General features: G+C 71.1%; 12 protein-coding genes. 7 read left to right on the plus strand and 5 right to left on the minus strand.

What is annotated here, in order from left to right; all coding sequences use genetic code 11:
- The 3 genes from E1288_RS03080 to E1288_RS03090 all read right to left on the minus strand — a co-directional run.
- Positions 1-300 (minus strand): helix-turn-helix domain-containing protein (locus E1288_RS03080; protein WP_165967961.1); only part of this gene is annotated, 300 nt, incomplete at its 3' end.
- Positions 301-507: 207 nt separating this feature from the next.
- Entirely contained in the window at positions 508-2,202 is a 1,695-nt protein-coding gene (locus E1288_RS03085) for a GGDEF domain-containing protein (RefSeq protein WP_132480397.1), read from the minus strand.
- A gap of 188 nt (positions 2,203-2,390) precedes the next feature.
- Positions 2,391-3,590, minus strand: a complete 1,200-nt coding sequence (locus E1288_RS03090) for a lycopene cyclase family protein (protein WP_207954155.1) — start codon at positions 3,588-3,590, stop codon at positions 2,391-2,393.
- 58 nt (positions 3,591-3,648) lie between these two features.
- Between E1288_RS03090 and E1288_RS03095 the strand changes: the two genes are divergently transcribed.
- The 4 genes from E1288_RS03095 to E1288_RS03110 all read left to right on the plus strand — a co-directional run bounded on the left by E1288_RS03095 (position 3,649) and on the right by E1288_RS03110 (position 8,374).
- Positions 3,649-5,217, plus strand: coding sequence for a deoxyguanosinetriphosphate triphosphohydrolase family protein (locus E1288_RS03095; protein ID WP_132480400.1), 1,569 nt, complete (start codon positions 3,649-3,651; stop codon positions 5,215-5,217).
- 241 nt (positions 5,218-5,458) lie between these two features.
- Positions 5,459-7,087, plus strand: a complete 1,629-nt coding sequence (locus E1288_RS03100; protein ID WP_132480403.1) for an ABC-F family ATP-binding cassette domain-containing protein — start codon at positions 5,459-5,461, stop codon at positions 7,085-7,087.
- Positions 7,088-7,275: 188 nt separating this feature from the next.
- Positions 7,276-7,485 (plus strand): helix-turn-helix domain-containing protein, encoded by a 210-nt coding sequence (locus E1288_RS03105; protein ID WP_093260265.1) that lies wholly within the window; start codon positions 7,276-7,278, stop codon positions 7,483-7,485.
- Between the two features lie 91 nt (positions 7,486-7,576).
- On the plus strand, positions 7,577-8,374 hold the full coding sequence (locus E1288_RS03110; RefSeq protein ID WP_132481041.1) for an enoyl-CoA hydratase/isomerase family protein: 798 nt from the start codon (positions 7,577-7,579) through the stop codon (positions 8,372-8,374).
- On the opposite strand, the gene E1288_RS03115 is transcribed toward E1288_RS03110, so the two are convergent.
- Positions 8,371-9,105 carry a sugar isomerase domain-containing protein gene (locus E1288_RS03115; protein WP_132480406.1) on the minus strand — a complete coding sequence of 245 codons (735 nt, stop codon included), beginning with the start codon at positions 9,103-9,105 and terminating at the stop codon, positions 8,371-8,373. The genes E1288_RS03110 and E1288_RS03115 overlap by 4 nt on opposite strands.
- Before the next feature lie 153 nt (positions 9,106-9,258).
- On the opposite strand from E1288_RS03115, the gene E1288_RS03120 reads away from it, so the two are divergent.
- Complete coding sequence (locus E1288_RS03120; RefSeq protein ID WP_132480409.1) at positions 9,259-9,885, plus strand: TetR/AcrR family transcriptional regulator; 627 nt, start codon at positions 9,259-9,261, stop codon at positions 9,883-9,885.
- A 125-nt stretch (positions 9,886-10,010) separates the two neighbouring features.
- Positions 10,011-10,724: an Imm1 family immunity protein gene (locus E1288_RS03125; RefSeq protein ID WP_132480412.1), complete on the plus strand. Its 714-nt coding sequence runs from the start codon at positions 10,011-10,013 to the stop codon at positions 10,722-10,724.
- On the opposite strand, the gene E1288_RS03130 is transcribed toward E1288_RS03125, so the two are convergent.
- A complete protein-coding gene (locus tag E1288_RS03130) occupies positions 10,725-11,552 on the minus strand; it encodes a M55 family metallopeptidase (protein WP_165967962.1) in 828 nt (275 codons plus the stop codon).
- 169 nt (positions 11,553-11,721) lie between these two features.
- Here E1288_RS03130 and E1288_RS03135 point away from each other — a divergent pair, with 169 nt between their 5' ends.
- Positions 11,722-13,512, plus strand: coding sequence for an ABC transporter substrate-binding protein (locus tag E1288_RS03135; protein ID WP_132480415.1), 1,791 nt, complete (start codon positions 11,722-11,724; stop codon positions 13,510-13,512).

Raw genomic sequence — 13,512 nt, forward strand, 5'->3', positions numbered from 1 at the left:
CCCAGCTGGGCGGTTGGGGTTCCAGAAGTTGTCATAGGCGGTATCGAGCTGCCGGAGAACTTGCTGGGCGCACTGTGCGGGAAGGTCTCGAAGCCAGGCGTGGTCCTTGCGTGCCTCGGTGAGTCCGATGCACTGCTCCATGGAGCGCACGGTGGCTCGCCGCGCGGACTTGTATGCCCAAATGCGCTGCGCCAGCGCGATGTTCCACACCGCCCGGCAGGTATGCGACCACACCGTGAGTCGTTTCGCCTGCACCTGGCTGGGGTACAGGCGGAACCTCGCCGCCGTGTTCGCCTTCATACTGATCACTTTACGGCCGGGGTATGACAGCGCGGGCTACGGAAGGACCGGCCAGGCTTCATTTTGGTCCTAAAAGGACGGAGCACCATCCGGTCGTCCAGATAGGTCCAATCGTCGGCCCTCCCACATTGGCGACAACGTTGTCATGTGGAGCTTGATCACCAGCCTAGGGTGATCCGGGGAGGGTTCGGCAATCCGCCGTGCGTGTTACGCGCCGCGGAGCACTTCGATGCGATCCGAACCGGGCCGCGACATGACCCAGCTCGAACCGGACAGCGACTTGGCGTGCTGCTTCAGCGGCGCAAGCCGGCTGGAGGCCTCGTCGTAGCCGTGGACCGTGGTCGGCGTGCACACCAGCGTCGCCAGCGAGACGGTCACGTCGAGATCGCCCGCCGAGCGCGACGGGTCGAGCACCAGGCTCGCCAGCTGCACCAGGTCGTCGAGATCGCTCACCAGTAAGAAGTCGTCGCCGCCGACGTGGCCGACCTGCACCGAGCGCAGCGCCGTCGCCGCGTCGGTGAGGCTGCGGCCGATCGCGCGGATCAGGTCGTCGCCCGCGGAGAACCCGGCCGTGTCGTTGACCTTCTTGAAGCTGTCGATGTCCAGCCAGCTCACCGCGAAGATCTCGCCGGCGGCGATCCGGCGCGCCACGTCGCGGGCGATCGCGTCGCTGCCCGGCAGCCGCGTCAGCGGGTTGAGCGCCGCCGCCTCCTCCACCTTCAGCTCCGCCATGCCGCGGATCAGGTCGCCGGCCCGCACCGCGCCCAGGCAGCGGCCCGACTCGTCGACCACGATCGCGTCGTCGTACATCCGGTACTGGTCCGAGCGGGTCACCAGGCTCAGCGCTTCCATCGCCGTCGTCGCCGTGTTGACCACCCGCGGCTCGTCGGCCAGCCGCGATGCCGCGCGCTTGGCGTGCAGCGCGTGCCCGTAGGGGCCGGTCACCGCGAGCAGGAACCGGTTGCGGTCGATGGTCCACCGCGGCCGGTTCTGCTCGTCGACCAGCACCACGCCGCTGATCTCGGGGTGGTCGGCCAGCACGCCGCGCACCTTGTCGGCGGTCGCGTCGATCGGCAGCATCGTCGCGGGCGACAGGAACTCCGTCACCCGGGGCCCGGTCGCGAGGGTGCTGATCGACGGGCCGTGCGGGTCGGTCACCTCCGCCGCCACGCCGGGCACGCTGCTCGCCGTCGGGGGTCGCCGGGCCGCCGGGGCGAGCAGGTTCCCCTGCACCAGGCGAATGCCGTTGCGGCGCAGCGCGGTCAGCTGGCGCTCGTTCTCCACGCCCTCGGCGACCAGCTGGCTCTCGGTCGATTCGCACAGGTGGCGGACCGCCTCCACCACCGCGACCCGGGCGGGGCTGTCCGGCAGCCCGGCGACCACGCCGCGGTCCAGCTTGACCACGGCGGGCCCGATGTCGGCGATCAGGGTCAGCGGCACGTCGCCCTCGCCCACGCCGTCCAAGGCGACCTGGAAGCCGTCGGCGCGAAGCTTCTCCACCCCGCTGAGCAGTTCGGCGGAGTCCAGCCGGGCGAACGGCGGGCCGATCTCCAGCGTCACCTCCTGCTCGCGGCGGCCGATCTCGCGGAGCTTCTCGCGCAGCAGGTCGAGCCGGGGGAGGTCGTGGGTGACGGTGCCGCCGAAGATGTTCAGGTGGAGGGGGAGCAGGGATTCGTGCTCCGCGGCCGAGGTCAACGCGGCCGTCGCGAGTTCCACGTCCAGCTCGGTCAGCCGCCGCTGCCGGGCGGCCTCCCGGAAGAGGTCCTGGACATGCGCGCCCGCCGGCCGGGCCAACGCCTCGATCGCGACGATGGCACCGGTCTTGATGTTGATCAACGGCTGGAACGCGAAGCGCACTTCGTCAACCAGCGCAAGCACGGAGTCGATGTTGCCCGGACTCATGCCGCTCCATCGACGGTGTTCACGACCTGTTCACCGACATCTCAGTTCCTCATCCCCGGCGGAGGACACCGCCTCTCCCCGCGGCCCAACCTAGCCTGTTTTGCCAGCGTGAAGCATCGGCCAGTCGGCGACCCTGTGGCCATCGACACAACGAAACGGAGCGGTTCCGCTACAGGTGGTGTGCGGGTTCAGCCGCCGCCGAGTCCGTGCCGGGCGGGCGGGTGTCCGACCGTGAGGCCGCCGAGCATCAGTCTGCGCCGGATCCGCCACGGCGCGCTGCGGAAGAGGGCCGACATAGCGGCCGTCGTCCCGGCGGCGCTGCCCTCGGCCGCCAGGAACGCCGCCCGGTGCGGCTCGTCCAGCCGGAAGAACAGCTCGAAGAACTCCGGCACCAGGTCCGGGGGGAGCGACAGCAGGGCCTGCAGCGCCCGGTGTCGCAGCGAGTGCGCGGCCACCGCGCGCGGCGGCCACAAGATCGACCAGCTCGCCCTGGCGGCGGAGGCCGGGCCGGAGGGGAGCGCGGCGCTGATCGCCGCTGCCAGCCACGGCGCGCGTTGCACGGAGCCCGCCACGCTGAACCCGGTCGCCGGGTGCACGAAGCCCGCCGCCGCGCCGAAGGGGATCACCCGCCCGGGCCGGGGCAGCGGATCGTCCACCGGGAACCGGACCCGCTCCTCGCCGATCCGCTCCTGCTCGGTCACTCCGGCGGCGGCGAGCCGGCCGGCGAGCCGCCTGCGCAGCAGGGCCAGCGGCAGCGCCGGGCGGCGCGCGAGCGAGGTCTCCTCGAGCAGTACCCGGTCCGGGCCGAGACGGACCGCGTAGAGGAACGTGGGCCAGCCGCCGCGGGTCTGCGGAGCGGGGTGCCAGTCCATGAACACGCCGGCGTCCGGATCGCAGAACGGTTCCGCAGCCGCGGCGTCGACCACCCAGCCCACCGCGGACTGCTGGGCAGCGGGGTGCGCCGGGCGCCCACCGGAAAGAGCCCGCGCGGCGCCGGTCGCGTCGACCACGACGGCCGCCGCGATCCGCCGGCCGTCCTTGAGCACCACCGTCGAACCCGTCGGCCCGTGCTCGGCGGCCGTTGCCCGCCCGGTCACCTCGACGATGTCGGGACGCCAGAGGTGTTTCCACAGCGCCGTGTTGTCCAGCACCGCGTACGGCCGCTGCCATTCGTGCCGCTCGGTGCCGCGCACTGCCATCCACGGCATCACCGACGCCATCGCCGCTGGTGGCACCGACGGCGGCAGCTCGTCGCGCCAGGTCCCGTAGGTGTGCGGCCAGACGCGTCGCGGCGCGGGATCGACGAGCGTCACCTGCAGGCCGGTATCGCTGCAGGCAGCCGCCGCCGCACGGCCCGCCGGGCCGCCGCCCACGACAACGACATCCACCGGAGCATCAGATCACGTCGGCCACCAATCGCGCCGCCAGGGCCGCTAACGTGAGCCCATGCAGGATGTGCAGCCAACCCGGACCGGTCGGCGCAGCAGCCGCTCCGGATCCGCCCACGGCCCAGGTGACCTAGCCGCCAGCCCGTTCCGCGCGGACCGCGACCGGGTGTCCAGCTCCGCGTTCTTCGCCCGCCTCGGCGGCGTGACCCAGGTCGTCAGCCCCAGCGGCTCCGGGCTGCTCCTGCACAACCGGCTCACCCACAGCCTGAAGGTCGCGCAGGTGGCCCGGGCCATCGCGGAGCGGCTGATGGCCAACCGGGAGAACGTGGCGCGCCTGGACCGCCTCGGCGGCTGCGACCTGGACGTGGTCGAGGCCGCCGGGCTCGGCCACGATCTCGGGCACCCGCCGTTCGGGCACCTCGGCGAGAGCGTGTTGGACAGGCTGGCGCGGCAGCGCTTCTCGCTGCCGGACGGCTTCGAGGGCAACGCCCAGACCTACCGCGTGGTCACCCGCATCGACGTGCGCGGCGTCGGCGGCGAGGGCCTCGACCTGACCGCGGCGGTGCGGGCCGCGCTGCTGAAGTACCCGTGGACCCGGCTGTCCCGCCCGCAACCGCACCCCCGGCACCTCGCCTCGCCGCCGCGCGGCGCGTCCGAGCCGGAGGACCAGCCGGGCACCGGATCGGCGAAATTCTCCTGCTACAGCAGCGAAATCGATGATCTGATCGACGCCCGCGCGGCGTTCGGCGGCCGGATCGAGGACTGGCAGCAGACCGTCGAGGCGTCGATCATGGACACCGCCGACGACATCGCCTACGCGATCCACGACCTGGAGGACTTCCACCGCGTCGGGGTCCTGCAGCACACCAGCGTCTCGCACGAGCTGACCGAGTGGCTCGGGCACGTCGCGGAGTTCGCCGCCCGCTCCGATGCCGAGCTCGCCGGCGACGGCATGCGCCCCGGCTGCTCGCTGGAGCGGCTGCGCCGCCGGCTGCACGCCAAGGACGACTGGATCGCCGACGACGAGGCGTTCGTCAGCGCGGTAAAGAAGGTCGTCGCGAACCTCGTCAACAAGCTGCTGGAGGTGCCCTTCGACCGGTCCCAGCTCGCCGAGCGGTCCATCGCGGCCTTCTCCGGGGAGTGGACGCAGCGCCTGGTCGAGGGCATCCAGGTCGACGAGCACCCGAACACGCGGTCCGGGCACGTGGCGCTCGCGGTGGAGCAGTGGCACGAGGTGCAGGTGCTGAAGTTCGTGCACCGCCGGTTCGTGCTGCAGCGCCCCGACCTCGCGCTGCACCAGCGCGGCCAGGACCGGCTGCTGAGCAAGCTCGTCGAGGCCCTGGACAACTGGCTGATCGACCGCAGCGAGGCCGCCCGGCTGCCGCACCGCCTGCGCGACCTGTTCGACCGGGCCCGCGCCGAGTTCTCGCAGCTGCGCAGCGACGACCCGGAGCTGCTGGCGCCGGGCGACGCGGAGCCGGTCGACGCGGAGCGCCTGGAGCGGATGGCGCGCGGCCGAGCGGTGATCGACTTCGTCGCCTCGCTGACCGACGACCAGGCCGCCGCGCTGCTGGAGGCCCTGTCGGGCCGGACCACGCAGCTGTGGAACGACACGTTCGTGCTGTGAGCAGGAGCACCGCCGGTTGTGACCGACGTGATGAGGTCTGCGATCAAATCGGTGGACAACGCCCGATACACTGGGTTCGTGGTTAGCAAGCGTTACGTGGTTCGCGTTCCCCGCGCCACTCCATCGCTGATTCGCCCGGTCGTCGTTTAGCGACCGAGCCGCTCAGCAGTGCCCACGCCCACCCGGTCCGCCGGTGGGCGCGCTCATGGAATCGCTTGACCACTGACTTTCGGAGTTCCCCTTGATTTCTGCCACCGGCCTGGAGCTGCGCGCCGGCTCCCGCATCCTGCTCTCCGACGCGACCCTTCGTGTCCAGTCCGGCGACCGGATCGGCCTGGTCGGCCGCAACGGCGCGGGCAAGACGACGACGCTGCGCGTGCTCGCCGGCGAGGGCCAGCCCTACGCAGGTGACGTGATCCGCCGCGGCGAGATCGGCTACCTGCCGCAGGACCCGCGCGAAGGCGACCTCACCGTCACGGCGAAGGACCGGGTGCTCTCCGCGCGCGGGCTGGACCAGCTGATCCGCGACATGGAGAAGGCCCAGACCGCCATGGCCGAGCTGGTCGACGACCGGGAGCGGGACAAGGCGATCGCCCGCTACGGCCGGCTGGAGGAGCGCTTCGCCGCGCGCGGCGGCTACGCCGCGGAGAGCGAGGCGGGGCGCATCTGCAGCAACCTCGGCCTGCCCGACCGGGTGCTCAACCAGCCGTTGCGCACGCTTTCCGGTGGTCAGCGCCGCCGCGTCGAGCTCGCCCGGATCCTGTTCGCCGCGTCGGAGGCCGGGCCCGGCGGCGGTTCGGCCAGCACGCTGCTGCTCGACGAGCCGACCAACCACCTCGACGCCGACTCGATCAACTGGCTGCGCGACTTCCTGAAGAACCACGACGGCGGCCTGGTGGTCATCAGCCACGACGTGGAGCTGCTGGCGGCCGTGGTCAACAAGGTGTGGTTCCTGGACGCCATCCGCGGCGAGGCGGATGTGTACAACATGGACTGGGACCGCTACCAGGACGCCCGCGCCGCGGACGAGAAGCGCCGCCGGCGCGAGCGCGCCAACGCCGAGAAGAAGGCGTCGGCCCTGATGGCGCAGGCCGACAAGATGCGGGCCAAGGCGACCAAGGCGGTCGCGGCCCAGAACATGGCCCGCCGGGCGGAGAAGCTGCTGGCCGAGGCCGAGACGGAGCAGGCCCAGGAGAAGGTCGCCAGGATCCGCTTCCCGGAGCCGGCGGCGTGCGGGCGCACCCCGCTGACCGCCGACGGGCTGTCCAAGTCATACGGTTCGCTGGAGATCTTCAGCGGCGTCGACCTGGCGGTGGACCGCGGCGCCAAGGTCGTCATCCTCGGCCTCAACGGCGCGGGCAAGACCACCCTGCTGCGCCTGCTCGGCGGCATGGAGAAGCCCGATTCGGGTGAGATCGTGCCTGGTCACGGGCTGCGCGTCGGGTACTTCGCGCAGGAGCACGAAACGCTGGACCACGACGCGACGGTGTGGGAGAACGTCCGCAGCGCCGCGCCGGACACCCCTGAACAGCAGCTGCGCACCCTGCTCGGCGCGTTCCTGTTCCAGGGCGAGCAGTTGAAGCAGCCCGCCGGCACCCTCTCCGGCGGCGAGAAGACCCGGCTCGCGCTCGCGGGCCTGGTCTCCAGCGCGGCGAACGTGCTGCTGCTGGACGAGCCGACCAACAACCTCGACCCGGCGAGCCGCGAGCAGGTGCTCGACGCGCTGCGCAGCTTCGCCGGCGCCGTCGTGCTGGTCACGCACGATCCCGGCGCGGTTCAGGCACTCGAACCGGAACGGGTCATCCTGCTGCCGGACGGGACCGAAGACCACTGGTCGGACGACTACTTGGACCTCGTCCAGTTGGCCTAGCAGAGGTTGCGCTCGCAACGTCCGCTACTACGGATGGATTAGTGCATTCCGGTGATCGCCGCGCGGTCATCTCGACCGTTGGCCGATCTTTTTTCCATGATCGCCTGGCGTTCCTGCGTTTCCTGTTCGATCATTGCGCTGACAGGGGTCGCGAGGCCCGACCTGCTCAGAGGGAAGGCGGGGACACCGTGGCTGAGCTGAAGAAAGGCGCGCGCATCACGGGTAGCGCGCGGGACAAGCTTGCCAGTGACCTGAGAAAGAAGTACGAGAAGGGGGCGAGCATCCGCGCTCTGGCCGAGTCGACCGGCCGGTCCTACGGGTTCGTGCACCGCGTCCTGAGCGAATCAGGCGTGCAGTTGCGGGGCCGCGGGGGCGCGACGCGCTCGAAGAAGAAGTGAGCACGACGGCCACCGGCCGTCTGCACCGACGACATAGCACGACTCCAGAGATCTGCTCAGATCTGCAACGGAGGTCCGCTTGGCGGATTCGATGGTGGACGCCGGCCTGTTGGATCGTGGCGGTGTGGGGTTCACGATCCACGGGCGGCGGGCCACGATCACCTTGGACCGCCCGGACAAGCTGAATGCGCAGACACCGCACACCTGGCAGGCGCTGCGGGAGATCGGACGATCCCTGGGCCCAGAGGTCCGGGTAGTGGTGGTGCGCGGCGCGGGCCGGTCGTTCTCGGCCGGCCTGGATCGCCGGCTCTTCGGTTTCGCCGACGTCGACGGGGCGCCCGGGCTGGCGGCGCTGGCCCAGCGCCCCACCGAGCAGGCCGACGCCGAGATCGCCGGCTTCCAACAGGGGTTCAGCTGGCTGCGCGAACCCGATCGGGTGACCATCGCGGCCGTGCAGGGGCACGCCATCGGCGCTGGGTTCCAGCTCGCCCTGGCGTGCGACCTGCGCGTGCTCGCCACCGATGCCCGGCTGCGCATGGCGGAGACCGGCCTGGGGCTCGTGCCGGATCTTGGCGGCACGTTGCCCCTGGTCAGGACCGTTGGTTACGCAAAGGCAGTGGAAATCTGCCTGACTGGGCGGGAAATTCAGGCGGACGAGGCACTGCGGCTCGGTCTGGCCAATTCCGTCGTCGAACCCGACCGGCTCGACGATGCCGTGGACCGGCTCGCCGAGGCCGTCGCGCAACCGCCGGACGGCGCGGTCCGGGAGACCCTGGCGCTGCTGGTCCAGGCCGACGAGGCCGTCGACCCGGAGCAGCAGCTCGCCGCCGAGCGCGCCGCGCAGCTGCGCTGCATCGCGGAGCTGGCCGAGCAGTTCGGCTCGGACTAGTTCAGGCCGGGCACCCGCGCTCCGTAGTGCGCGAGGTTGGCGGCGTTGGCTTCGTCACCGCCGACCGTGTTCGAGCTGCGCCAGACCGGCAGGTCGACGCCGGCCGCGCCGGCCAGGTCGTACATCTGCACCAGCAGCATGTTCCACAGGAACGCGTTCGCCATCGAGGACAGCGGTGCCGTCACCGGCTCCGCCGGCGGGTAGCTCGCGTCGCCGCCCGGGACCAGGGTGTCCAGCACGATCTCGGCTTCTTCGGCCAGCGTCGTGCCCGCGCGCTTCGGGGCCTCGGCGCTGGCCGTCGGCGAGGTGATCGCCACGACCGTCGAGCCCGCCGCGCGGGCGAGCCTGGCCAGTTCCACCGGGTAGGGGTTCACCCCGGAGTTGGAGAACACCACCAGCGCGTCCGCGCCGCCCCGGAAACCGGCCCCGGTGAGCACCTCCTCGGCGAGGCCGGTGCGGCGTTCGGTCCTGGTGCTGGCAACCGCGCCGTGCAGGGGCAGCAGGTCCGGGTGGTACAGCGGCCGCACCGCGGCCAGGCCGCCCGCCCGGTAGTACGACTCCATCACGCCGGCCAGCGAGTGGCCCGCGCCCGCGGTGAACACGAGGCCGTCCGCCCGGACCGCGGCGAAGAGGCGGTCGGCGGCGGCCCGCAGGGCCTCGGCGTTGTGGGTGCCGATCTTTCGCAGGTGTTCCAGCGTTTGCTCGGCGTGAACCGGGCCTGTTTCCGACATCTTGCGCTCCCGTGGCGAGGTGATCGCGGACATGAGGTCTATACCAATCGTGGGGATGCTGGTCAAGGCGCGCGGCGTGCCCCTGTCCACCACTGGTGTGGTGCGCGGGCTACGCTGTTGATCAGCCTGCAAGATCGAACAGCCAGGGGATGCATGCCGCAACGAGGCAACCGCCGGGAACTGCTCGCCGACGCCGCCATCGAGGTGCTGGCGCGCGATGGCGGCCGCGGGCTGACGCACCGCGCCATCGATCGCGAGGCCGAGGTTCCAGAGGGCACGACCAAGAACTACTACCCGACGCGCAGCGCGGTGTTCCTGGCCGTTGCGCGCTACCTCGCCGCCCAGCACACCGAGGCGCTGCGCGGCCTGCGCAGCCAGGTTCCCACCGACGTCACCGGCGAGGACATCACCGCGCTGTACGCGGCGATGCTGCGCCGGATGTCGACGAGTGCGCGATCCCAGTTCCTGGCGCTGTTCGAGCTGCACCTGGAGGCGGTGCGCAACCCCGAGGTGCGCGAGGAGCTCGGGGACATCACCGAGGCCAATGTGGACACGGCGGTGCAGCTGCAGGCCGCGGTGGGGCGCCGGATGAGCCGGCGCGGCGCGGGATTGCTGGACGCGGGCATGCTCGGCGTCGCGCTGTCGATGCTCAGCCTGCCCGACGATCTGGTCGAGGAGCTCGGGTTCGACGACCCGGACGGGCTCGCGCGGGCGTTATTGTCCCTCGCCTCGGTGCGGGACGAACCGGCGATCAGCGTGCTGCGCGACAACGCCAGCTGATCGCCGGGCGACCGTGCGGTGGCGCTGGGGGACCGCCGGATGACGCACGGTAGCCTTTGAGGGGAACGAGATCTGGGCAGGGCGTCCTGGGGGTCGCCCACGATCGAAGTGGATGCAGGGAACGCATGTCGAATCCAGCACCGGACGAGACCGGCCCGATCGAACCGCCTGCGGTCGTGTTCGCCCGCCTCACGGACGTCCCGGTGGACGCCTTGGACAAGCTGATCGAGGCGACGCACGAGGTCTACGCCGACCTCAACAAGGTGCTCGGCCACCCGTACTGGGGAGACCTGGTGTTCCACCAGGGCGCGGCGATCAAGGCGCTGAAGGAGGCGCGGATCTGCCTGGAAGGCCTGCGCTCCGAGGCGATCGGGGCCCGCAACACCGAACTCGGGATCACGGTCGCGACCGCGGTGGCCGACGGCGAGCGGTACTACGCGCAGACCGAGGACGACAAGGCCGAGCTGGTGGACCGGGTGCTCCGGCCGCAGGCGCCGGGCGCCAGCCACCTCTACGTCTGGGACCGTCCGCACGAGGATCCGGACGCGGCCGGGCCGTACCAGCAGATCCGGATCGTCACCGACGCGGAGGCCGAGGTCGGCGTCCTGAACTTCACCGAGGAGTCCGAGGAAGGCGACCTCGACTCCTGGCACACGCTCAACCCGGAGCCGTCGGCGGACGCGCCCGCACTGCCGTTCGACGCGGGTAGCACGCTGAAGTTCCCGCGCAACGCGGTGCTGCCGTTCCGGGAACTCCGGGCGGCGCTGGACGAATTCACCCGAACCGGGCAGCGGCCGTCGGCCGTGCAGTGGCAGGCTGCGCGCTGGGGCGATCTGTAATCAGCCGTAGATGCCCTGGACGGCCCGCGCGGCGATGGTCGTCACGATCTTGAACGCCTTCATCGCCTCGGTCATGTCCGGCGCGTCGAACCCGACCCGCCGCACGCCCAGCTGCTCGACGGTCGGGATCACCGCGGCGGCCGCGGCGAGGTGCGCGGCGTCGAACTCCACCTCGATGCGGTGCGGGCGGACCACGCCTTCGGTCCGCCCGGCCAGACGCAGGCTTTCGCTTGCCACGGCGCGGATGTCGGCCGCGGTGCGGGCCGGCGGGCGGCAGATCGCCGCGTAGCGGCTGACGCATTCCTTCACCACGACGGTCTTCGCCGTGGGCGCGTACCCGGCGGCCTCGGCGCAGGCCCGGTCGTCGCCGGTGACCAGCAGGACCGGCACCCCGTACTCGGCGGCGAGCGCCGCGTTGAGGCCGCCCTCCCCGGCGGGCGCGCCGTCGAGCCACACCCCGGTGATGGAGTTCTCCAGGTAGGTGTGGGAAAGGACGCCTTCCTCGCCCGCGCCCGCGTGGTAGCCGACGAACGCCACACCGTCCACATCGGACTCGATGCCCTGCATCATCGACAGCGGCTTGTGCCGCCCGGTCAGCAGCACCGCCCGCTCGTCGAGGTCCTCCAGCAGCAGGTTCCGCTGGGACGAATGCGCCTCGTTCACCAGCACGCCGGTGGCGCCGGCCGCGCAGAGCCCTTCGACGCACGCGTTGACATCGCCGGTGAACAGGCGCCGGAAGCGCTGCCACTGCTCGGTTCCGGGCACCACGTCGTCGGTCCAGGTGACGCCGGTGACGCCTTCCATGTCCGCTGAGAGCAAGATCCGCACGCCGCCCAATCTATGCCCCACGGCCAGACGTTCGAGGCGCGGCTCGCCGATCGGGTAACGGTTCGGTACCTGTGTGTGATGCCGCTCGGAGACAACCGCCGGTTAACCATTGACGAACAGCGCCTGAAGGTGGTTCCTTCTTCTCACTCGCCACGAAGGAGGGGTCGCCGTGGGCAGACGATTCGCCGTGCTCTGGACTGCGCTGCTGGTCGCCTTGTTGGTGCCGATGCCGGCAACCGCGCAGCAGGACGGCGCGCGCCAGGAAGGCGCGACGCTGCGGATCGGGCTGCAGCAGCAGATCGACTCGCTGAACCCCTTCCTGGGGTACACGTTGGCCTCCACCGACATCTTCCGATCCATCTACCCGACGCTGACGACCTACAGTCCGGACGACTTCTCGGTGATGCCGGAGCTCGCCGAGAGCTGGGAGCCCTCCCCGGACAAGCTCACCTGGACCTTCCGGATCCGGCCCGGCGTCAAGTGGTCCGACGGGCAGCCGGTGACCGCCCGCGACGCCGCCTACACGTTCAACCGGATGATGACCGATCCGGCCGCGAGCACCGCCAACGGCAACTTCGTGGAGAACTTCGAGACCGTCACCGCACCGGACGACACCACGCTGGTCATCCGCACCAAGACGCCGCAGGCCACGATGCTGGCGATCGACGCGCCGATCGTGCCCGAGCACGTGTGGTCGAAGGTCGCCGACGTCGCGGGCTTCGCCAACGACCAGATGCCGGTGGTCGGCAGCGGGCCGTTCACGCTCACGGGCTACCGCGCGGAGCAGGACGTCACGCTGACCGCCAACCCCGATTTCTGGCGTGGCGCACCGAAGGTCGCGGGACTCCAGTTCGTCCAGTTCAAGAACAGCGACGCCGCGGTGCAGGCGCTGCGCAAGGGCGACGTCGACGTCGTCCAGAAGCTCACCCCGGCGCAGTTCGACGCGCTGGCGGGCGAGGCCGACATCGAGCAGGTCAAGGGCCAGGGCCGGCGGTTCTTCGAGCTGTCGCTCAACCCGGGCGCGACCAACAGCGAGAACGAGTCGATCGGCAGCGGTCACCCGGCGCTGAAGGACGTGCGGGTGCGGCAGGCCATCGACCAGGCGATCGACCGGAAGGTCCTGGTGGACCGGGTGCTCGGCGGCTACGGCCAGGAGGGCGGCGGGTACCTGCCGCCGATCTTCTCCGACTACCAGTGGACGCCGCCGCAGCCGCGGACCTTCGACCCGGCCGCCGCCAACCGCAAGCTCGACGAGGCTGGCTACGCCCGAGGCGCCGACGGCATCCGCCGCACCCCGCAGGGCGAGCCGCTGGAATTCAACCTCGTGCTGCACGGGTCCCGGTCGGAGGACACCCAGGTCGGCGAGTTCGTCAAGCGGTGGCTGGCCGATCTCGGCATCAACGTCGAACTCCAGCCCGTGTCGGACAACCAGCTCAACGACCGCACCACCAGCGCCGACTACGACATGGTGATCAGCGGCTGGTCGGCCAACCCGGACCCGGACTACGTGCTGCGGCTGCAGACCTGCGCGTCCCGGCCGACGCCCAGCGGCGGCGGCAACCCGGACACGTTCCTGTGCGACCAGCAGTACGACGACCTGTACAACCGGCAGCTCGGCGAGTTCGACAAGGACAAGCGCGTCGACCTGGTCCAGCAGGCGCAGGCCCGGTTCTACGACCAGGCCGCCGGGCTGATCCTGTGGTACCAGAACTCGCTGGAGGCCTACCGGGCCGACCGCTACAGCGGGTTCACCCTGCAACCGAAGGCTGATGGCGTGATCGTGGCGCAGCAGGGCTACTGGGGCTACTACGGCGCCCAGCCCACGGACAAGGCGCTGAGCGGCTCGGGCACCGACTACACCGGCGCCGCCTGGGTGCTCGGCGGGGTCGTGGTGCTGGTCGGCGTCGTCGTGGCGCTGGTGGTGGTCCGCCGCCGGGCGACCGCCGACACCCGGGAGTGA

It is taken from the genome of Saccharopolyspora elongata, from assembly GCF_004348985.1.
Classification (GTDB): Bacteria; Actinomycetota; Actinomycetes; order Mycobacteriales; family Pseudonocardiaceae; genus Saccharopolyspora; species Saccharopolyspora elongata.

What these genes read in the sequence shown, in the direction of transcription:
- E1288_RS03125 (WP_132480412.1), top strand. Translation starts at nt 10,011, where the DNA reads ATGTCGAATCCAGCACCGGACGAGACCGGCCCGATCGAACCGCCTGCG.
- E1288_RS03115 (WP_132480406.1), bottom strand. Translation starts at nt 9,105, where the DNA reads ATGTCGGAAACAGGCCCGGTTCACGCCGAGCAAACGCTGGAACACCTG.
- E1288_RS03085 (WP_132480397.1), bottom strand. Translation starts at nt 2,202, where the DNA reads ATGAGTCCGGGCAACATCGACTCCGTGCTTGCGCTGGTTGACGAAGTG.
- E1288_RS03095 (WP_132480400.1), top strand. Translation starts at nt 3,649, where the DNA reads ATGCAGGATGTGCAGCCAACCCGGACCGGTCGGCGCAGCAGCCGCTCC.
- E1288_RS03120 (WP_132480409.1), top strand. Translation starts at nt 9,259, where the DNA reads ATGCCGCAACGAGGCAACCGCCGGGAACTGCTCGCCGACGCCGCCATC.
- E1288_RS03110 (WP_132481041.1), top strand. Translation starts at nt 7,577, where the DNA reads ATGGTGGACGCCGGCCTGTTGGATCGTGGCGGTGTGGGGTTCACGATC.